The organism is Gloeocapsopsis crepidinum LEGE 06123 (assembly GCF_015207655.1).
In the GTDB taxonomy this organism is placed as follows: Bacteria; Cyanobacteriota; Cyanobacteriia; order Cyanobacteriales; family Chroococcidiopsidaceae; genus Gloeocapsopsis; species Gloeocapsopsis crepidinum.
This window is the reverse complement of the sequence record NZ_JADEWN010000033.1, coordinates 38,928-58,561: the sequence shown is the minus strand read 5'-3', so window position 1 is coordinate 58,561 and position 19,634 is coordinate 38,928. Positions and strand designations below refer to the sequence as shown.

The 19,634-nt window shown below is 42.3% G+C and carries 16 protein-coding genes and 1 pseudogene; 10 read left to right on the top strand and 7 right to left on the bottom strand.

The annotated features are described in order from the left end of the window. The first annotated feature begins 160 nt into the window (after window positions 1-160). Complete coding sequence (locus tag IQ230_RS14320) at window positions 161-457, top strand: four helix bundle protein (protein ID WP_407646659.1); 297 nt, start codon at window positions 161-163, stop codon at window positions 455-457. A gap of 15 nt (window positions 458-472) precedes the next feature. Here IQ230_RS14320 and hemE read toward each other — a convergent pair whose 3' ends face one another. Then, on the bottom strand, window positions 473-1,528 hold the full coding sequence (gene hemE, locus IQ230_RS14315; RefSeq protein ID WP_193932639.1) for a uroporphyrinogen decarboxylase: 1,056 nt from the start codon (window positions 1,526-1,528) through the stop codon (window positions 473-475). 269 nt (window positions 1,529-1,797) lie between these two features. On the opposite strand from hemE, the gene IQ230_RS14310 reads away from it, so the two are divergent. Further along, the gene (locus IQ230_RS14310; protein WP_193932638.1) at window positions 1,798-2,097 is read left to right on the top strand and encodes a hypothetical protein; all 300 of its coding nucleotides are present in this window, start codon (window positions 1,798-1,800) and stop codon (window positions 2,095-2,097) included. Between the two features lie 39 nt (window positions 2,098-2,136). Here the strand turns inward: IQ230_RS14310 and IQ230_RS14305 are convergent, their stop codons facing one another. After that, entirely contained in the window at window positions 2,137-3,093 is a 957-nt protein-coding gene (locus tag IQ230_RS14305; RefSeq protein WP_193932637.1) for a S66 peptidase family protein, read from the bottom strand. Window positions 3,094-3,277: 184 nt separating this feature from the next. Here IQ230_RS14305 and IQ230_RS14300 point away from each other — a divergent pair, with 184 nt between their 5' ends. The 3 genes and pseudogenes from IQ230_RS14300 (at window position 3,278) to IQ230_RS14290 (ending at window position 7,692) form a co-directional block, all read left to right on the top strand. Further along, window positions 3,278-4,042, top strand: a complete 765-nt coding sequence (locus IQ230_RS14300) for a TSUP family transporter (RefSeq protein WP_228054920.1) — start codon at window positions 3,278-3,280, stop codon at window positions 4,040-4,042. Window positions 4,043-4,380: 338 nt separating this feature from the next. Then, window positions 4,381-4,731: pseudogene (locus tag IQ230_RS14295) on the top strand (phosphoketolase family protein); the annotation flags it as partial. 423 nt (window positions 4,732-5,154) lie between these two features. Beyond that, on the top strand, window positions 5,155-7,692 hold the full coding sequence (locus tag IQ230_RS14290) for a glycogen/starch/alpha-glucan phosphorylase (RefSeq protein WP_193932636.1): 2,538 nt from the start codon (window positions 5,155-5,157) through the stop codon (window positions 7,690-7,692). 138 nt (window positions 7,693-7,830) lie between these two features. Here IQ230_RS14290 and IQ230_RS14285 read toward each other — a convergent pair whose 3' ends face one another. Further along, the gene (locus IQ230_RS14285; protein ID WP_193932635.1) at window positions 7,831-8,892 is read right to left on the bottom strand and encodes a glycosyltransferase family 4 protein; all 1,062 of its coding nucleotides are present in this window, start codon (window positions 8,890-8,892) and stop codon (window positions 7,831-7,833) included. A gap of 146 nt (window positions 8,893-9,038) precedes the next feature. Then, window positions 9,039-10,058 (bottom strand): DMT family transporter, encoded by a 1,020-nt coding sequence (locus tag IQ230_RS14280; protein ID WP_193932634.1) that lies wholly within the window; start codon window positions 10,056-10,058, stop codon window positions 9,039-9,041. Between the two features lie 219 nt (window positions 10,059-10,277). Here IQ230_RS14280 and sppA point away from each other — a divergent pair, with 219 nt between their 5' ends. Next, window positions 10,278-11,099 carry a signal peptide peptidase SppA gene (gene sppA, locus IQ230_RS14275; RefSeq protein ID WP_193932633.1) on the top strand — a complete coding sequence of 274 codons (822 nt, stop codon included), beginning with the start codon at window positions 10,278-10,280 and terminating at the stop codon, window positions 11,097-11,099. Between the two features lie 59 nt (window positions 11,100-11,158). After that, a complete protein-coding gene (gene aroH, locus IQ230_RS14270) occupies window positions 11,159-11,587 on the top strand; it encodes a chorismate mutase (protein WP_193932632.1) in 429 nt (142 codons plus the stop codon). Here the strand turns inward: aroH and IQ230_RS14265 are convergent. Together IQ230_RS14265 and crtR are read right to left on the bottom strand one after the other, a co-directional pair. Beyond that, on the bottom strand, window positions 11,584-12,813 hold the full coding sequence (locus IQ230_RS14265; protein WP_193932644.1) for an anion transporter: 1,230 nt from the start codon (window positions 12,811-12,813) through the stop codon (window positions 11,584-11,586). The two genes, aroH and IQ230_RS14265, sit on opposite strands and share 4 nt — an antisense overlap. An 88-nt stretch (window positions 12,814-12,901) precedes the next feature. Next, complete coding sequence (gene crtR, locus IQ230_RS14260; RefSeq protein WP_228054918.1) at window positions 12,902-13,828, bottom strand: beta-carotene hydroxylase; 927 nt, start codon at window positions 13,826-13,828, stop codon at window positions 12,902-12,904. 394 nt (window positions 13,829-14,222) lie between these two features. On the opposite strand from crtR, the gene pyk reads away from it, so the two are divergent. Both pyk and IQ230_RS14250 read left to right on the top strand, forming a co-directional pair. Continuing rightward, a complete protein-coding gene (gene pyk / locus IQ230_RS14255) occupies window positions 14,223-15,989 on the top strand; it encodes a pyruvate kinase (protein WP_193932630.1) in 1,767 nt (588 codons plus the stop codon). 218 nt (window positions 15,990-16,207) lie between these two features. After that, window positions 16,208-17,737, top strand: coding sequence for a SagB/ThcOx family dehydrogenase (locus IQ230_RS14250; RefSeq protein ID WP_193932629.1), 1,530 nt, complete (start codon window positions 16,208-16,210; stop codon window positions 17,735-17,737). 112 nt (window positions 17,738-17,849) lie between these two features. On the opposite strand, the gene IQ230_RS14245 is transcribed toward IQ230_RS14250, so the two are convergent. Beyond that, on the bottom strand, window positions 17,850-19,040 hold the full coding sequence (locus IQ230_RS14245) for an AI-2E family transporter (RefSeq protein WP_193932628.1): 1,191 nt from the start codon (window positions 19,038-19,040) through the stop codon (window positions 17,850-17,852). A gap of 102 nt (window positions 19,041-19,142) precedes the next feature. Between IQ230_RS14245 and IQ230_RS14240 the strand changes: the two genes are divergently transcribed. After that, window positions 19,143-19,592, top strand: a complete 450-nt coding sequence (locus tag IQ230_RS14240; RefSeq protein WP_228054916.1) for a hypothetical protein — start codon at window positions 19,143-19,145, stop codon at window positions 19,590-19,592. Window positions 19,593-19,634 lie beyond the last annotated feature (42 nt).

Here is a 19,634-nt window from a genome sequence, read left to right as displayed (position 1 = left end):
AAATTATACTTATCTTGCATAAGTATATTAGATGAGTATTAATAGTTTTCGCGATCTTAAAGTTTGGTGAAGCAGTGCGGTCTTGGGCTTTGCCTAAGTGGAGCAACTGCTGAACCCGTAAGGGCAATCTGGTATAGATTTGGCTGAAGAGGTATATCGATTGACCCAAAGTTTTCCTAAACAGGAAATGTATGGATTAAGTAGCCAAATGCAGCGTGCTGCTGTATCTATTCCTAGTAACATTGCAGAAGGTCATGGCAGGGATTCGACTAAAGAATTTTTGCATTTTCTTTCAGTAGCTCTAGGTTCTTTGTTTGAACTAGAAACACAATTAACTTTGGCAGGAAGATTAGGATATCTAGATAAGGGAGAGTTAGAAAATGTTTTGTCCAGGATGGATGAAATTAGCAGAATGATGCGCGGACTTCAAAAATCACTGAGATCTAAACTTTCTTAGCTCACCCCTCACTCCTCACCCCTCAACCCTAATACTGAGATTTTTAGCAGTTTCAAAAAAGAACGCGACGTTTTCTTCGGGTGTTTCTGGTAAGACACCGTGACCGAGATTAAGAATATGTCCTCGGTTTCCGGCTTTGCGTACAGTATCGTAAATGCGATCGCGAATGAATTCTTTAGAGCCGAATAATACGCCAGGATCGAGATTTCCCTGCACTTTCATGTTTCCCAGTCGCGCCCTAGCATCTGCCATATCGACAGTCCAATCTACAGAGATCATATCCGCGCCTGATCTTGCCATTCGTTCTAGTAAGCCTGCACTACCACTGACTAACAAAATTAAGGGCGTATCAGGATGTGTTTGCTTGACTTGTTGGAAGACGCGCTGTTGATAGGGTAAAGCGAATGTTTCGTAGTCTTGAGGACTCAGTTCACCCGCCCACGAATCAAACATTTGGACAACTTGCGCCCCGCAGTCGATTTGATAGCATACGTAAGTGGCGATCGCATCAGATAATTTCGTCAACAGTTGATGCAATACTGTTGGATCGGCAAACGCCATTCCTTTAATTTTGGAATAAGTTTTAGAACCTTTACCTTCTACCATGTATGCAGCGAGTGTCCACGGCGCACCTACAAAACCTAAAACCGCAGCTTTATTACCAACTTCTTGGCGTAACGCTTGTAAAATTGTTTTAATAAATGGCAATGATTCTTCAGGTTCAAGAGGACGTAACTGATCGACTTGTGCAGAAGAGCGAATTGGTGAGGCAATAATTGGACCTTTCCCCTCAGCAATATCCATGTCTACACCCAAGCCTGGTAAGGGTGTCACAATATCGGAAAATAAAATCACTCCATCGGGTTGAAATGCCCTCCAGGGTTGCAAGGAAACTTCAATAGCAACTTCAGGGATTTCAGAACGTTCGCGAAATGAAGGATATTTCTCCCGTAGTTCCCGATAGGCTTTCATATAGCGACCTGCTTGCCGCATCATCCACACTGGCGGACGTAAGAGCGTTTCACCATATGCTGCTCTTAGTAAATAGGGAACCTGGGTAGCAACGGTCATTTATCTTTTCACCTAAAGAATGTTTTTTATCCATTGTTCATTGTATCAGTGGTAATTTACTCAGCTCTTTGACTCATTCATTAAATTAACAGTGCAGGGGTATGAAACTAAATGCTAATACACCTTGTTGCTACCAACATTTAGCTGATCGTTCTTTGAAAGTACTTGTTTTTGCTTGATTTAGACAAAACCCTCCGCTTTGCAGAGAAAAGATGTGAACCCATCCTGGCACGATCAGTCATAGATGGAGATTTTTTGGGGTGTTATTTATGCAGTTAAATGAATTTGCACAACAAGAAAAATGCCCTACGTCGCTTCCCCCAGCGTTACAAGCATTGTGGTATGCCAAAACAGGTAATTGGCATAAAGCGCATGAAATTGTCCAAGAGGCAGATGATATTGATAGTGCTTGGGTTCATGCCTACTTACATCGTCAAGAGGGAGATTTGAGTAATGCACGTTATTGGTATCGTCGTAGCAGGCAACCAGAGTTTACAGCATCTTTGAGCCAGGAGTGGGAATACATTACGCAGGAACTACTCAAAAAGTTTACACAAATTAACGTTTAACGTGTTTAGGCGCAAAACAAGCAGATCAGGGGCTTAAAATTAAGTGATTGATGGCTCGAAGCTTAAGATCCCTTTGTCTGCATTCAGCTGGACTGGGATTCCTACAGGTAAGGCGGCGTTAGTACCATCATGACCAAAAGGAAGATCGGAAACAATTGGGATATTAAGATCGCCAAGGCGATCGCGTAATACTTCTTCGATGGTTAAGCTAGGAATAGTTGGTGGTGGTTCGCAGCGGCTGAAACGTCCTAATGCAATACCGCGTACTTTGTTAAACGCACCGTTTAAGCGCCATTGTGTGAGTAGTCGATCGATGCGGTAAGGCGCTTCTGTAACATCTTCTATGGCAAGAATGACACTATCTAAATTTGGTTGTATTGGTGTCCCCAGTAGATGTGTAGCAACAGTAAGATTTGCGGGTAACAAAATACCACTCGCACTACCACCTCCCCAGCCTGTTCCTGTAAGCGAAGTTATTTTGTGACTTTCAACTAAATCAAACAAACGCTGAACTGACCAATCGGGTTCTTTAGCTAGGGTAGTGAGTACAGGCGCATGAACGCCAGAAATCCCAACTGTACTAAGACTCCACAGTAATGCAGTAATGTCTGAAAACCCAATTAACCATTTAGTGAGGGGTGAGGGATGAGGGGTGAGGGATGAGGGTTTCTTTTGATTTTTTGCTAACTCGTATACTTGCCACGTCCAATCTTCCAAAATTCTGGCACTACCGTAACCACCTCTAGCACAGAGGATACCCCGACATGCGGGATCTTTCCAGGCGTTGAGTAACTGAATACGGCGATCGCCATCTTTACCTGCTAAGTAACCCCAACGGTTATCGATGTCAGCACTGATTTCTATCCGATAGCCACGCTTTCGCCAAATTTCTACTCCTTGATGAAATGCTTCTAATTCTCTTAATGCCCCACTAGGTGCAATGACTCGTAGCAAGTCTCCTGGTTTTAATAATGGTGGTAGTTGGCAAATTTTCATATTAAAGATATTGAGTAAGTTTGACAAAGTCTTTGATTAATCAGTATTTAATAATCAATCAAAAGATATAATAGTTATTCTTTGCTTATCAGTATTTGTTCTACAAATTCAACAAAAGTTTTAAGTTTTACATGATTTTATTTCATGTCTTCTGTGCGATAACGCAATTCTATCAATTTGTTTTATGATGTCAGAATTAGTCCTTCTTTGTTTATTTTCTTTTTTGGCTGGGTTAATTGATTCAATTGTTGGTGGAGGAGGTTTAATTCAGCTTCCGGCACTTTTAATTGTTTTACCTAATACAGATTTACCATTATTATTAGGAACAAATAAACTTGCTTCAATTGCTGGAACATCTGTGGCGGCAATTCGCTTTTACCTGTATCTAAAATTAGATTTTTCAATTGTTATTATGGCAGCGATCGCTGCTTTTATTTTCTCTTTTGTTGGCGCTAGCACTGTTAGTGTTATCAATCCTAATATTTTACGTCCTTCAATTCTTGTATTATTGACTGTTGTTGCTATCTACACTTTTCTTAAGAAAGATCTTGGTTCGCAACACTTGTTTGAGACAGCGCGTGCAAGGCAAATTATTCTTGCTCCAATTATTGGAGGTATAATCGGTTTTTATGATGGCTTTCTAGGACCTGGAACTGGCAGTTTTTTAATATTTGCCTTTGTTGGAATTATTGGCTTTGATTTCTTAAGAGCTTCTGCCGCTGCTAAAATCGTAAATTTTTGCACTAATCTAGCTGCTTTAGTATATTTCATACCTAATCATAATGTTATTTACTCCTTTGCTTTACCAATGGCTGTATGTAATATTGTTGGAGCTATGATTGGAACTAAATTAGCCATTTTTAAAGGAAATGCTTTTATTCGCAATTTGTTTTTAATAATAGTTTGTGTTTTAATCATAAAGCTTACTCATGACATATTTTTTAGTTAACCCTATTACACTTATCTCATAGATAAATGATGACCCTAGAATTTATAAAAATTCTTCTCTATCTCTTTTTTTGCGTTCTTTGTGTTTCATTAGACTTCCTGCGTGAAGAGAATCGCGAATAAATTCGCACCTAAATAAACAAAGTCCACCTCCGTGGACTTACTGCTAAAAGTCTTATTTTAGTGTACGAAGGTACACTCCGCTTGGATACCCCGACTTTAGTCGTCGGGCATCTGTGATTTATGCAGGAGGTCTATTTAAAAAATCAAGTTATTTACTTCAATTTTTTAAAGCTATTGGATTAGTTGCAAATACATACTTAGAAAGAACCTAATAGTTTATCAGATAAAGATTTTGACTCAATTTTTACCACAGATAAGCCGACTATCTTTGCTTTCCACAGCTATCCTTGGCTAATTCATCGTCTGACATACCGCCGTATCAATCATAAAAATCTCCATGTACGCGGATACCAAGAACAGACAACAACACCGTTTGATATGTTAGTAATGAATAATTTAGATCGTTTTCATCTTGTAGGAGACGTCATTGACCGCGTTCCTGGGCTACAAAACGTCGGTGCGCACGTTAAACAAATGATTCGCAATAAACTGATCGAACATAAGCAATATATCAACAAGTACGGCGACGATCTGCCGGAAGTACGCGATTGGACTTGGCATTACTAGAGATTAGAAAGTATGTAATGATACCTTAGCCTACTAAGTGGGCTGAGGTTTTGTTTGTTATTTTTATTTTTCTGTAATGAGCTATATTTTTTCGCAAACAAAGCGTGAGTACTATAGTTGATGTTTCATGTTGATTTGTAAATGGATTTAACGCTATAACAACCCTTGTGCGCGTTTTGAATCATAAAAAGGATGTAAGCATAAACACAGATAGAATATGAATTCCTGATCGTTCGGACAAGTGGCTGTATGTCCTCAAGTGTTTGAAACACAATGAATCTCTGACTTCTCAATTCCCAACTTCTCAACCCTGCTTATGCCTGTGATGGTAACAAATACAGCAATAATTACCTCAGAAGAATGGTAGCAAGGCAAGAAGACACTACATCTATGCTTGAAATTTAAGTAAAAAAGGAACAAATAATGCAAACTGTGCCGAATCATCAGGTAGACAACCTACAGATAGAAGACGACCGGACAGGATTAAGTGTTGAATGCCTAAAGCGAGCCTTTTTAGATAATTTGTTCTACGTTCAAGGCAAGTTTCCTAAAATTGCGACAAAAAATGATTACTATATGGCGTTGGCGTATACAGTACGCGATCGCTTACTACAACGTTGGATTAATACTGCGGTAATTTATACCGAAAGAGCTTCGCGGACAGTATCATATCTTTCGGCTGAGTTTCTGATGGGACCACATCTTGGTAATAATCTAGTAAATTTGGGAATCTATGACCAAGTAAAGCAAGCTGTTAGTGAATTAGGACTAGACCTAGAAGATTTACTCGAACAAGAAGAAGAACCAGGACTTGGTAACGGTGGTTTGGGACGCTTAGCAGCTTGCTATCTCGATTCGATGGCAACTCTAGAGATTCCCTCATTAGGATACGGGATTCGCTACGAATTCGGTATCTTCGACCAAGATATTCGCGATGGCTGGCAAGTTGAAATTACTGACAAATGGCTACACTGCGGTAATCCTTGGGAAATTGCGCGTCCTGAGTGGGAAGTCTACGTCAGACTAGGCGGACATACTGAAGCATACACCGATGAACATGGACGCTATCGAGTCCGATGGATTCCTTTCCAAGTGATCAAAGGTGTTCCGCACGATACCCCAATTCTTGGCTATAAAACAAATACTGCAAATACTTTGCGCCTCTGGACAGCCGAAGCCCCAGAATCGTTTGACTTTGCTGCCTTTAACTCTGGCGACTACTTGGGTGCAGTACAAGAGAAAATGGTTTCGGAAAACCTCTCAAAGGTACTTTATCCCAACGATGACTCTTCACAGGGTAAGCGCCTGCGTCTAGCACAGCAAATCTTCTTTGTGTCTTGTTCGCTGCAAGACATGATTCGGATTGTCTTTCGCCAAAATGTCCCGTTAGAAAAGTTCCACGAAAAGTTTGTCGTGCAACTCAATGATACTCACCCAGCGATCGCTGTTGCTGAGTTGATGCGACTCCTCATCGATGAACATGATATGGGCTGGGATCAAGCATGGCAGATCACCCAAAAATCGCTTGCCTATACAAACCATACATTACTACCAGAAGCACTCGAACGCTGGCCCATCAGCTTGTTTAGAGAATTACTACCTCGGCACTTAGAAATTATCTATGAAATCAACTATCACTTTTTAGAGGAAGTCAAAGCCAAGTTTCCTGGAGACAGCGATCGCTTGCGCCGGATGTCGTTAATCGACGAATCAGGAGAAAAATATGTGCGCATGGCACATCTGGCGTGTGTTGGTAGCCATTCAATTAATGGTGTTGCGGCTTTACACACCAAACTGTTGCAACAGGATGTGTTACGCGACTTCTATCAAATGTACCCTGAGAAGTTCAATAACAAAACCAACGGCGTTACTCCCCGACGGTTTATAGTATTGAGTAATCCACGACTGACCAACTTAATTTCTAGTAAAATTGGTGATAACTGGATTAAGCACTTAGAAGATCTCAAACATTTAGAAGCGTTTGTAGACGATCCTGAGTTTTGTAGTCAGTGGAGATCGATCAAGTCTGCTATTAAGCAAGACTTAGTGGCATATATCGCACAACAAAATGGCATTACTGTCAATCCTGACTCGATCTTTGATATCCAAGCAAAACGCTTTCACGAGTACAAGCGCCAGCATCTCAACGCACTGCATATCATCACGCTGTATAACCGGATCAAAGCAAATCCTGATATCGACATTACGCCACGTACGTTTATTTTTGGTGGTAAAGCTGCCCCTGGCTACTACATGGCAAAGTTGATTATTAAATTACTCAACTCGATTGGCGATGTTGTCAATAACGATCCTGATGTGCGCGATCGCCTTAAAGTTGTCTTTTTGAAAGATTACAGCGTTAAGTTTGCCCAACGCGTTTATCCTGCTGCGGATTTATCCGAACAAATTTCGATGGCGGGTAAAGAAGCTTCTGGTACAGGTAACATGAAATTTGCCTTGAATGGAGCGCTAACAATTGGTACGCTGGATGGAGCAAATGTAGAAATCCGCGAAGAAGTCGGAGAAGACAACTTCTTTATCTTTGGACTCACCGCACCTGAAGTTTACGCACTAAAAGCAAGAGGCTACCGTCCGCTAGATTACTACCATAGCAATCGCGAACTCAAAGCTGTGATTGATCGCATTGCATCAGGTCATTTTTCGCATGGTGATACTAAGCTGTTCAAACCCTTGTTAGATTCTCTACTGTATCGCGACGAATACTTATTGTTTGCCGACTATCAAGCCTATATTGATTGTCAGGATCGTGTCAGTCAAGTGTACCGCGATCGCGATCGGTGGACGCGGATGTCAATTTTAAACGCTGCGCGGATGGGCAAGTTTTCCTCTGATCGTTCGATTCGCGACTACTGTCAAGATATCTGGAATATCAAACCTGTACCCATTGAATTAGGAGAATGTATTCAAGCTAAGGAGAATATGCAACCGATTAGTATTTAAAGAGAGGTCAGAGGAGTTATGAGTCAAGAGTGTTGAGACAATTCTTTTAATTCAAAACTCAAAACGTGCTAAGGCACCGCTACGCTAACAAAATTCAAAACTCTTGAGGATTCAAAACTCAAAACAATCCCCTCACCCCTAGTTCAAGATATCTCCAAACCACTTTTCAAAGCGATCGCCCAATGCTTCTAGTGAAAATTCTATTTCGGCTTGTTGACGACAAGTGTAACGGTCAATTTCATCAAGACGGGCGATCGCATTTACTAACCCCGTGACACTATCGGGTTCTATCAAAAACCCTGTTTTCCCATCTTGCACAATTTCTGCTGGACCACCACGACGGTAAGATATTACTGGTACGCCACACGCTAGCGCTTCAATTGCAACATTTCCAAAAGCTTCTACCCAACGCGGAGTCATTAATAGTACTTGACATTGACGGACTTGCTGTTGCATTTCTGATGTTGAGAGAAAGCCTAAATATTCCACTGGTGCATCAGGATAAGCTGCAACGATTTGTTGCCAGTAAGTTTCATCCTGCATTTTCCCCATAATCTTTAAGGGAATTTGCGTTATTTTTGCCGCAGCGACAGCATCTTCTAACCCTTTTTCTGGGGCAATTCTGCCTAACCAGGCTAAACATTTTTGTGGTTGAGCGCAAAATTCATATAGTGATAAATTGATACCACTTCCTAAATACGGACATTTGTCATCAAGCGCAAACGTTTGTGCTTGCGATGCGGTGTAAAAGCCAAGCGTACCTGGAAAGCGATCTGCTGTTTGTTTGATCGTACGATCCATCGCCTCATAAAGCGATCCCATACTGACGAAGTGAGCGATCGGACAACTGAAAAACGGCGTCAGGTAAAAAGGCAACCAATCGTAAGCAAAATTTACAATTAAGTCATACTCAGTTTGTACTTGCCGTGCATACTCCCACATATTTGCCAAAACCGAGTCACCAGGCATCACAATTGAAGCGTTGCGTTCCTGACTTTGGGCAATCATTTGTAACTCGCCAGGAATCTGCACAATATTAGGTAATGATTCAAAATAAGAACCATTTGGCGCGACAATTTGCACCTCATGTCCGCGCCGCCGCATTTCTTGGGCAATATTGTATAAACTTAATTCCACTCCGCCACCAAGTCCAGTACCTAGTGGTCCCACCGAAGTAGAAACAAATAATAGTTTTAGCAATTCGTGCGTAGAATTTTATTTTGATGAAGAACAGCTGATTCGGTTGAAACCGTAGCTACACAGGCAAAACCTGTCTTCACAGGTTTCAAAAACTCTTATTTTCGCGTTAGTCTACAAAGGTGGACTTCGTTTGCTTAGCTGCGACTTTAGTCGCCAAGCTTCTCAGAGTCTTGAATTGATAAAGAAACAGGTATTCTACTAGTTTCTAACTCTTCTGTCACAGCAGAAATTTTACCACCAATTCCCAAAACTTCCCGCTGATTAATCAGGTAAATGCTCATCAAAGTTAAGCTAACACCTGCCCATTGTAGAGGGCTAAGGACTTCAGCAAGTAAGAGATTGCCAAACAATAAAGCAAAGACGGGAGTCAGAAAAGTTAACGAACTCAAGCTGGTGAGGTTTCCGCTAGAGGCGAAGTAAAAGAATAAACCATAAGCGATCGCACTACCAAAGATTGTGGAGTATGTTAGTGCCATCCAGCCAGATAAATCAATATTTACCCACTGCTGCGACTCTACACTCGCACTCAATGCAAATAATGGCAATCCTCCCAAAATCATATGCCATCCAGTTGCAACAACGGGATCGGCATAGCGACAAACATAGCGAATAATCACCGTTCCCACTGCCATTGAAAGCGCAGCTAGTAGCATCAACCACTCACCACTTTCAAATAAAGCAGTGAAAGTGAAATCAACATGACTTGCTGTCCCCAAAAACCATTCATCTGGCAAGCCAATCAAACTGATTCCCACAATACCAATACATAACCCTAGCCAGCCCCACAACCCAATTCTTTCACCAAATAGCCAACAAGATAGCAAAGCCACTGCAATAGGCTGCGAATCAATCATCACTGAACCCAAACCCGCACCAGTTCGCACTAATCCTTCAGCTAGGAAACCTTGAAACAGCGTGCCATCTATCAGGGCAAAAATGCTAATCCACAACCACGCTTGCCAACTGTGAGGCTGCGGTTTACGCAAGATTGCACCAGCTGCCAAAACTAAAACTCCTGCCGGAACTAAACGCACCCCTGCCATAAATAGCGGTGTCGTATGCGGGATAACTCCTTTCATTGCCACCATTGCAGTTCCCCACAAGAAAAATGGCGCAATTAATAAAAGCGACGCGAAGGGAAGTCGAGATTCAGTTAGTTTGTGCATGCAATTGCTAACCGCTGGGATAAATCAATACTTCTGATTGTAATCAATTATGTATTTTCATGAAGACACCCCAGGCACGGGTAAAAAAAATTAAGATGGGTGTAGATTTCTAAGTACTAGTAGGCAAGTGAACACAAAGCAATTAGCAATTAGCCGATTCTTTGTTGCTTTACCTAGTGCTACTTGATATTAATTTACTCAAATCAGTTTAGACTGCTCATGGTGTGGCCTTTTAAGCCGTCGTTTCGGAAACAAATTGCGCGAATTGAAATTACAGGTGCGATCGCTAGTGCAACTCGTAAGCGAGTCCTCGACGCCCTCAAAACAGTAGAAGAAAAACGTTTTCCTGCTTTACTTCTACGCATCGATAGCCCTGGGGGAACAGTTGGAGACTCCCAAGAAATTTACAGTGCCTTAAAGCGACTGCGCGACAAAGTGAAAATAGTTGCCAGCTTTGGCAATATTTCAGCTTCTGGTGGTGTTTACATTGGCATGGGTGCGCAGCATATCATGGCAAACCCTGGTACAATCACCGGAAGTATTGGCGTGATTCTCCGAGGTAATAATCTCGAACGCTTACTACAAAAAGTTGGTGTGTCTTTTAAGGTCGTGAAGTCAGGTCCTTATAAAGATATTTTGGCGTTTGACCGCGAATTAACTCAACCTGAAGAAAACATCCTACAAGAATTAATCGATACAAGTTATATCCAATTTGTGCAAACCGTTGCCGAGGGACGAAATCTAGCATTAGAGACAGTGAAAAGTTTTGCTGATGGTCGGATCTTTACGGGACAGCAGGCATTAGAATTAGGCGTGGTAGACCGTCTTGGTACTGAGGAAGACGCCCGTCGTTGGGCAGCAGAACTTGTAGGGCTAGATCCAGAGAAAACTTTGTGTTACACCTTGGAAGAACGCAAACCATTGCTAGCGCGGCTAATTTCAGGAGATAGTCAGATTTCATCCTGTTTATCGTCTGGAATCGATTGGGTAGAATTTGATCTTTCTACTAATGGTCTACCTTTATGGTTGTATAGACCATAATATTGGGCAATGACGATCGCGCTACAGCAGCGACAAGCTAGTGTAAAAGGAGATAAAGCGTGGAGTGGCAAGTTCGAGCAATTCGCGGTGCAACAACGGTTTCAGAAAATTCTTACGAAGCAATTCGAGAAGCCGTATTAGAACTACTAGCAGAAATTGAGGCGCGAAATCAACTCGAACCTACTGCAATTATAAGTGCCACGTTCTCAGTGACACGAGATCTCGATGTTGTCTTTCCCGCAGCGATCGCCCGCGAACGCCCGTGTTGGGACAGTGTTCCCATGCTAGATGTACAGCAAATGCACGTCGAGCGCAGTTTACAACGATGCATCCGTTTGTTACTTCACGTTAATCTACCTGTTTCACATACTCAGATTTATCACACTTATCTTCGCGGTGCTAAATCTCTACGTCCTGACTGGAACTTACCGCAGAAGAGGGGCGAGGGGCGAGTTTCTTCGAGAGGCGAGGGGATATTGAATTTTTAACGCACCCAGAAGTAAACGATAGATAGCGTTAACACAGTTAGGGGTAAGCCAAAACGAAAATGTTCCCAAAATGTTAGTTCATAACCTAATCTTGCGGCTGCTTCTGCTGTAATCAAATTAGCGACAGCACCAAATAACGATAAATTTCCAGCTAAAGTTGCACCTGCTGCTAGCATTAGCCACGATCGCGTATCTTCTTGCGAAATCAACGGTTCAATTAAAAGTACGGCAGGAACATTAGAAATCAGATTAGATAAAATTGCGGTAACTCCAATTAGTCCTGCGGGATCGCCTACCCAAGCGGTAAACGGGGCTAACAAATTCAGTTTTTGCGTACCCTGCGTCAAAATAAATAAGCCGGAAAACATCACGAGTAAATTCCAGTCTATTTCGCGAAGAACGCGTTCGGGTTTTAACCGGCGCGTAATCAACAATAAAGCAGCAGCAACCAATGCAGCCTCAGCAAGAGGAACACCTAAGACGAAACTTGTTAATAGCGCTAAGGTAATAGCAACACTTTTGATAAACAGTGGTCGATAGATGCGGTAACTAACTAGCGTTGCTTCTCCAGAAACCGCTTGCAGCGATGCCGCCTCTGGCGGCTTGCCCCTGAGGGATCGCACTTCAGGGTAATACCACCATAACAACGCGATTTGTATACATAACCCTACCACCGCCACAGGTGCGAGAACGCGGGCAAATTCAACATAACCGATCCCAGAAAACGAACCGATCAAGATATTCTGTGGATTACCACTAATTGTGGCAACAGAACCAATATTTGTTGCAGCAGCTAAAGCTAAAAGATAGGGAATTGGATTGAGTTTAAGGGTTTGTGTTAGTGAAAGTGTTAAGGGTGTAAACACCAGTGCTAACGTATCGTTGAGGAGAAATGCCGAAAGAAATCCGCTGCCAAACGTCAGTACAATTAATAAACCAAAAGGACTGCGAGTAAGACGCAAAAGAAACGCCAGCGCGACTTGAAAGAAACCTGCATAAGCAAGATTAGCGTTAACCACCATCATACTGAGCAGAAAAACAATCGTTTTCGGGTCAATCGCCTGCCATGCTTCTGAAAGACTTAATACTCCCAGGGCAATCAAAATAGCAGAACCTACAAGCGCAATCGTCGCCCGATTCATGCGTAATCCAGGAAAATACCCCAAGCCTAAGCCTAAGTAAGTTAAGGCGATCGCACCGATGCTGGCGTATTGCAAAAAATCCACCACAGATTAAAAGTAGCTATGCAGCATGTAATTAGTCGTGATTGGCAGTTAGCTATTAGCTTTTTTCAGCTAACTACCAAATGCTTCTCTATTGCTTACTTTCTAATTGAGAACTGATAACTTCTGGTGGCTCAGTTTTATGATGGTGCAAGCGAATACCCACAAACACGTCATAAATAAAATTCCAGAAATCCTTTTTTCCTTGTAGAATTCCTAAAGTTTGCGGAGAACCCTTCGCATCAAGTAGAGGTTTAGTAGCATAGTAAGCGGGTTGATAGTTATACCAAGGAATTGAAGGCCATAGATGGTGAATTAAGTGATAATTTTGCCCCATGATGAGTAAATTCAAGATGCGATTAGGATAAACACGGGCATTTTTCCAGCGATCGCGTGCTTGATGAGGACGGTGGGGAAAATAATCAAAGAATAATCCTAAAGCGAGTCCTACAATTGCGGAAGGAATAAACCAGAAATTTAGGATATAACCTAAGAAATGGTACTGAATCGAAACCCAAAAAATGGCGACAACAATCAAACGACCAATAAACCATTCTAATAATTCATAATTGCGCCACAGTTGCCGTTTGAAGAAAAATACCTCGTGATAAAAAAATCGAGCATTAATCAACCATAACGGACCTGCGGTAGAAACAACATAATCAGGATCGTTGTCGGGATCGTTGACATGGGCGTGATGCTGCAAATGCACCCGCGTAAAAACGGGAAAGGAAAACGCTAACATCAACGCACTACTATGCCCTAAAATCGCGTTAATTATGCGATTGCGATGGGCAGATTGATGACAGGCATCGTGAATTACTGTACCTGCAATATGTAAAGCCAGCACATTCGTTGTAAAGCAGCACCAGTGCGGCCATTCCCACAGCCAGTAGCCCAAGTTAGACAGCACCAGCATGACGACTGCGGCTAGAAACATTGTGACTGTAATATTTAGACCCCCTGGGGCAATTAAAAACTCCTTGGGGACTGTCATTGGCTTTTTTGCCTCTGACATGAGCATCTGTTAACTCCTTTTGCAGAAGGGATTGAGTATTGTATGATACGGCTATCTCAATATTAAAGTTTTGTATAGCAGAAGTCATAGAATTTTAGAGTTTGGAATGAAAAAAAGCTAATTAGTAAAGCTGCTAGGCGATCGCAGGCAACAAGCATTAGATAATGCTCAACGAGATTGACTTAAACATTGTAGAGATTGCAGGATGGGCATCTTGGTTGTCCACTCAGCAAAATTGCAGAAAAACTGGTCGCAGCTTTTACAGCAGTAACAGGGGCAAGATAAGATTTGATTATCAAAATTAACTGTGTCATTCCAAAGTACTTTTTAGCGTTAAATTAATTTCTCAGCTAATAACGGAAAGCGCTCTTCTAACTAATCAGGAATAGGCTCAATGCAACTACCAGGTTCCTCCTTCCCACGTCGGACGAAAATTGTCGCCACCATTGGTCCAGCCACTAGCCAACCCGAAGTGCTACGTGCCTTGATTGAAGCAGGCGCAACAACACTGCGACTTAATTTTTCTCATGGGAGTCATGCCGATCACCAACGTAGTGTTCGTCTGATCCGCCAAATTGCTTTTGAACTCGATCAACCGGTAGCCATTCTTCAAGATCTACAGGGACCAAAAATTCGTTTAGGAAGGTTTGAAACTGGCTCTGTTGTCGTGTGTAAAGGTGATGTTTTCACGCTGACTAGCAAACCAGTAGTTGGAACTCAGCACCTTAGCTGCGTGACCTACGATAATTTGGCTCAAGAAGTTCCTGTGGGAGCAACAATTCTACTTGACGATGGTCGAGTTGAGATGGTCGTCAAAGAAGTTGATCGTACTGCTCAAGAGTTACATTGTCAGGTTGTTGTAGGCGGAGTGCTTTCCAACAATAAAGGAGTCAATTTTCCAGGAGTTTATTTATCAATCAAAGCACTGACGGAAAAAGACCGTGAAGACTTAATTTTCGGTCTCGATCAAGGAGTAGACTGGGTAGCACTCTCCTTTGTGCGCAACCCCCAAGATGTCTTGGAAATCAAAGATCTGATTTCTAGTGCAGGAAAGCAAGTGCCAGTCATTGCCAAAATTGAGAAACACGAAGCAATTGAACAAATGGAAGCAATTCTTGCTTTGTGTGATGGTGTAATGGTAGCAAGAGGAGATCTTGGTGTAGAACTTCCCGCTGAAGATGTTCCAATCTTACAGAAGCGCTTAATTACAACTGCAAACCGCTTAGGTATTCCAATCATTACAGCAACGCAGATGTTAGACAGCATGGTACACAGTCCGCGTCCCACTCGTGCAGAAGTTTCTGATGTTGCCAATGCTATTTTGGATGGAACAGATGCCGTCATGCTTTCTAATGAAACTGCGGTAGGTAAGTATCCGGTGGAAGCTGTAGCCACAATGGCACGAATTGCAGTGCGAATTGAGCAAGAACAAGCTCTAGCAGCAAATCCTCACACAGTGAGAGATACCTACCATTCAATTCCGAATGCAATTAGTCAAGCTGTAGGTCAGATTGCAGAACAATTAGCAGCAGCAGCAATTATGACGCTGACAAAAACAGGTTCAACAGCGCGTAACGTTTCTAAGTTTCGTCCAACAATACCAATACTTGCGATTACCCCACACGTTGATATCGCTCGACAATTGCAACTTGTATGGGGAGTCAAACCTCTGTTACTTCTAGATTTAGCTTCCACAACTCAGACATTCCAAGCTGCATTAAATGTCGCTCAAGAAAAACAGTTACTCAAACAGGGCGATCTCGTTGTCATGACGGCTGGTACCCTGCAAGGAGTTTCGGGTTCTACAGATCTCATCAAAGTTGAGGTAGTTAAAGCAATTCTTGGTCGCGGTCATGGAATTGGACAAGGTTCTGTCAGCGGACGAGCACGAGTAGCTTACGAACCTATGGATGTTGGTAAGTTTAATCCTGGAGAGATTCTAGTTGCATCCAATACTAATGCTGATTATGTCGAAGCAATTCGCAAAGCAGCAGCGATCATTATTGAGGAAGAAAGTTCAACCTGTCATGCTGCTGTGATTGGTCAATGCTTAAATGTACCAGTGATTGTTGGCGTTAAACAAGCTACAGAAGTGATTCGCGACGGGGCAATTTTGACGTTAGATGTCCATCGGGGGTTGATTTATTCAGGAGTTGTTTAACTCGATTGATACAAAGCAAAATAAAAACCACACTTTCCGGCTGAAGAATGGCAAGATCAAAAAGCTTAGCGACTAAAGTCGCGGCTTAACAAACAACGTCCACCTTTGTGGACTGTATACCAAAATAAGCTTCGGAGAACCTGTAAAGACAGGTTTTGCCTGTGTAGCTGCGGCTTCAACTGCTAAAGTCTTTTCCGTCGAACTGACGTTAAACTTCTATGCCGGAACATCAAGATTCAATTGCTCAGCATTACCACGATCGCACGAAATATCACCCTGAGACGATCGCTGCTAAAAGTCAAGGACTGGATTGGAGTAAGCAACCAGTACCGTTTAAAGAATATAAAATTGGCACAAGCTACGATTTAAAACCATATATCCAAGAGGAAAATCTTGCTTTTTCGGATGAACCTGTTGCCTTGTGGTGGCGACGGTTATCGCGGCTATTATTTTGCAGCTACGGGCTAACAGCGAAAGTGCCTAGTATGATGAATCCAATTTATCTTCGGGCTGCACCTTCAGCAGGTGGTTTATATCCAGCAGAGGTTTATTTAGTTTCACGTGGTACACCGCTACTTCCTGCAGGATTGTATAACTACCAACCGCAAACACATTCTTTAGTTCATTTTTGGGAAAATGATGTTTGGCACTCTTTGCAAAGTGCCTGTTTTGGACACTCAGCACTAGAAAAGACAGACTTGGCAATCGTCACGACAGCAGTTTTTTATCGTTCTGCATGGCGATATCAAGATCGTGCCTATCGTCGTATTTTCCTTGATACAGGTCACTTGTTAGGAAATATTGAGTTAGCCTGTGCTTTAAATGAATATCGGGCACATTTGATCGGTGGTTTTGCCGATGAAACGGTAAACCAATTACTCTACCTCGATGCAGAACAAGAAGGTGCGATCGCAATTGTCGCCTTGGCTGACTTGCTTGATGTCCAACAAAATTTTCCTATAGGAATTGCTGTCTTACCTTCTACGACTCAAACAAATTACCCCTATATCCCTGATGGTGAACTTTTAAGTTTCTGTCACCGTGCAACTCAAATTGAACCTGATGCTGATATTCACGAGGTTCCTACCGCAACGTCAAATACCTCACTGGAAGATAAGTACAACTTTCCCTTCTGTCTTAAAGTTCCTACCGCAACAACACCAATCGATTGGGGCTTAAATCTAGAAGGACTAGAGAGAACTGTGCTGCGGCGACGTTCCACTCGTGCTTACAGTGGTGCAGATTTAAATTTAGATGAACTCAAAGCATTACTCGATTTTACTTACCAACCACAACATTACATCGAACAAGGCTTAGACGATGCTCCTGATTATTTTGACTTGAATTTGATTGAAACTTTTATTGCTGTATCAGGAGTAACTGGCTTAGAGGAAGGCTGTTACTACTACGCACCTCTTGCTCAAGAATTGCGGCAAATTCGCTTTAAAAACTTTCGTCGCGAGTTGCACTATCTCTGTCTAGGTCAAGAACTGGGTAGAGATGCATCAGCCGTGCTATTTCATACAGCAGATTTAAAGTCAGCAATAGCTCGATATGGCGATCGCGTTTATCGTTATTTACATATGGATGCCGGACATTTAGCTCAAAGACTCAACTTAGCAGCAATTTATCTTCATTTGGGTGTTAGTGGCATCGCTGGCTTTTTCGATGACCAAGTTAATGAAGTATTAGGGATTCCTACGGATGAAGCAGTTATTTATATCACTACTATTGGTAGAGCAAGATAAGTATTTGTCCTGAGATAAATTTATTATTTGTTGCTACAGCCAGTTGTGTCATGACTAGAAAACAACTGGCACTTCATTATCTGCTCATTCAGGTAGAGTTAAGACTACTACTTTAAACCTGATAAGAACCTTTGGAGGGAATATCTTCCGTAACTTTTTTCTGGGTAACTTCTACAGTTGTTTGCGACGCATCAGTGCGGCTAGGATCTCTATCTTGACCGGCAGCAATTTCGTGTGCTGCTTCTTGTGCAGAGGAACGTACTGCACTTAAAGCCGTTTTAATCACAACTGCAGTTGGTACTGCAACAATTACGCCTAATAAGCCACCAATTCTTGCTCCGGTTAAGACGGAAACTAGCACCCAAACAGGATTTAAACCAGTGACGCTTCCTAAAATGCGCGGTGCGACTAAATTATCCAGAATTTGCTGCACAATGACAGCCGCAATCAGAACCCGCGATCCTAGCCAAAAATCTTGCAATGCAACAAGCAAGGTAGTACCAGCAATACCTACAGTACCTCCAAAGGGAACTAGCGCCATGATGCCAATAGTGATACCAAACAGCAAGCCAAAGGGTACCTTTAACCATAAGAAGATTGCTGTGAGCGAGGAACCCATGCATAACCCAAAAATAAGCTGTCCAATAAAGAAATTTTGGAAGCTGAGGCGTAAAGTTTGAGAAAAAGGACCGCGAAGTTTCGTTGGTAGCCACTGAACTAAACTTTGCCAGAGATCGTCGCCATGCTGCAACAAGTAAAAGGCTAGCACCATCGTAAGTAGGAAATCCAAAAGGCTAGTCAGTGTAACAACCGCGAGGTTTAACACTTGTACTGCGATCGCTTGCAGCTGTCCTTTGACGCGATCGTTGATTTGGACAACTAAAGCATCAAGATTCAATGGTAAACCTTGATTTTCTGCCCACTCATTTAACAACATCAGCTGATGTCGTCCAGAATCGATCAACTCTGGCAACCGCGCCACGAGTTGCTGTGCTTGCATCAATACTAGAGGTACTAAAGTTACCCCCACAGCCAGCAAGATCGATAACGTCAGCAAAAAGACCAAAATAGCAACTTGCTGTCGTTTTGCTCCTTGGCGTTCCATCCAACTGACTGGATAATTCAACAAAAAGGCTAACAGCGATGCTCCAACTAAAATCACAATCAACGAGTGGAAGTAATCAAAAATCGTTGAAATCGCCAAACCATTTAAGACTAGCAGGGGAGCGAACAGCGCGATCGCTAATAGCCGCCCAGAAGGCGTCATCACCTGCCACCAATTTAGGAGTTTGCGTGTTTGCATTTACCAACTGCCAGATAGAACAAACTCAATTTCCATGCAGGATATTATCTCTAACTCTATCGCTTTACCTCATCCATCTACTTCAGGATTCTGGAAACTGATATGAATCATCCGCTAAATCGTCTAATAAAGACGAATAACCACATCTTCTCGCCAAATGATCGTTCTCCTGATTTTATTTGTAGTACTGCCCTAATGTCTGATGCCAGTCTCAATCCTACTAACCGTCTATCTCTATTTGTATATCTCATTCCTATTATTGGCTTTTTCCCAGCCCTTTGGACTTTGTATCGCCGTCAGTGCAGCAAAGAAGAAAAAGCAGTTTGCCGCTTAGCAGTCTCTTTAGCAGGAACTTGGTTATTAGGTTATCTGTTAATGGGTTTTGGGGCAGAAACTTTTGAGTTTTTAGCACTGCGTTTATTAATACTGAACAGCTTTTTAACTTCTAGTTATTTTTTAGTCAGTCTTTGGCTGATGTTTTTAATTGTCAAAGGTAAGCCTGCACGCTTGCCAGGATTCAGCCAGTGGGCACAGCGTTTGGATATGCGGTAGGGATAGGTCGGCAGGCATGCCTAGCTCACATCTAAATAGTTA

What these genes read in the sequence shown, in the direction of transcription:
- sppA (WP_193932633.1), top strand. Translation starts at nt 10,278, where the DNA reads ATGGTGTGGCCTTTTAAGCCGTCGTTTCGGAAACAAATTGCGCGAATT.
- pyk (WP_193932630.1), top strand. Translation starts at nt 14,223, where the DNA reads ATGCAACTACCAGGTTCCTCCTTCCCACGTCGGACGAAAATTGTCGCC.
- hemE (WP_193932639.1), bottom strand. Translation starts at nt 1,528, where the DNA reads ATGACCGTTGCTACCCAGGTTCCCTATTTACTAAGAGCAGCATATGGT.
- IQ230_RS14310 (WP_193932638.1), top strand. Translation starts at nt 1,798, where the DNA reads ATGCAGTTAAATGAATTTGCACAACAAGAAAAATGCCCTACGTCGCTT.
- IQ230_RS14240 (WP_228054916.1), top strand. Translation starts at nt 19,143, where the DNA reads ATGAATCATCCGCTAAATCGTCTAATAAAGACGAATAACCACATCTTC.
- IQ230_RS14290 (WP_193932636.1), top strand. Translation starts at nt 5,155, where the DNA reads ATGCAAACTGTGCCGAATCATCAGGTAGACAACCTACAGATAGAAGAC.
- IQ230_RS14250 (WP_193932629.1), top strand. Translation starts at nt 16,208, where the DNA reads ATGCCGGAACATCAAGATTCAATTGCTCAGCATTACCACGATCGCACG.
- crtR (WP_228054918.1), bottom strand. Translation starts at nt 13,828, where the DNA reads ATGTCAGAGGCAAAAAAGCCAATGACAGTCCCCAAGGAGTTTTTAATT.
- IQ230_RS14300 (WP_228054920.1), top strand. Translation starts at nt 3,278, where the DNA reads ATGATGTCAGAATTAGTCCTTCTTTGTTTATTTTCTTTTTTGGCTGGG.
- IQ230_RS14280 (WP_193932634.1), bottom strand. Translation starts at nt 10,058, where the DNA reads ATGCACAAACTAACTGAATCTCGACTTCCCTTCGCGTCGCTTTTATTA.
- IQ230_RS14245 (WP_193932628.1), bottom strand. Translation starts at nt 19,040, where the DNA reads ATGCAAACACGCAAACTCCTAAATTGGTGGCAGGTGATGACGCCTTCT.
- IQ230_RS14305 (WP_193932637.1), bottom strand. Translation starts at nt 3,093, where the DNA reads ATGAAAATTTGCCAACTACCACCATTATTAAAACCAGGAGACTTGCTA.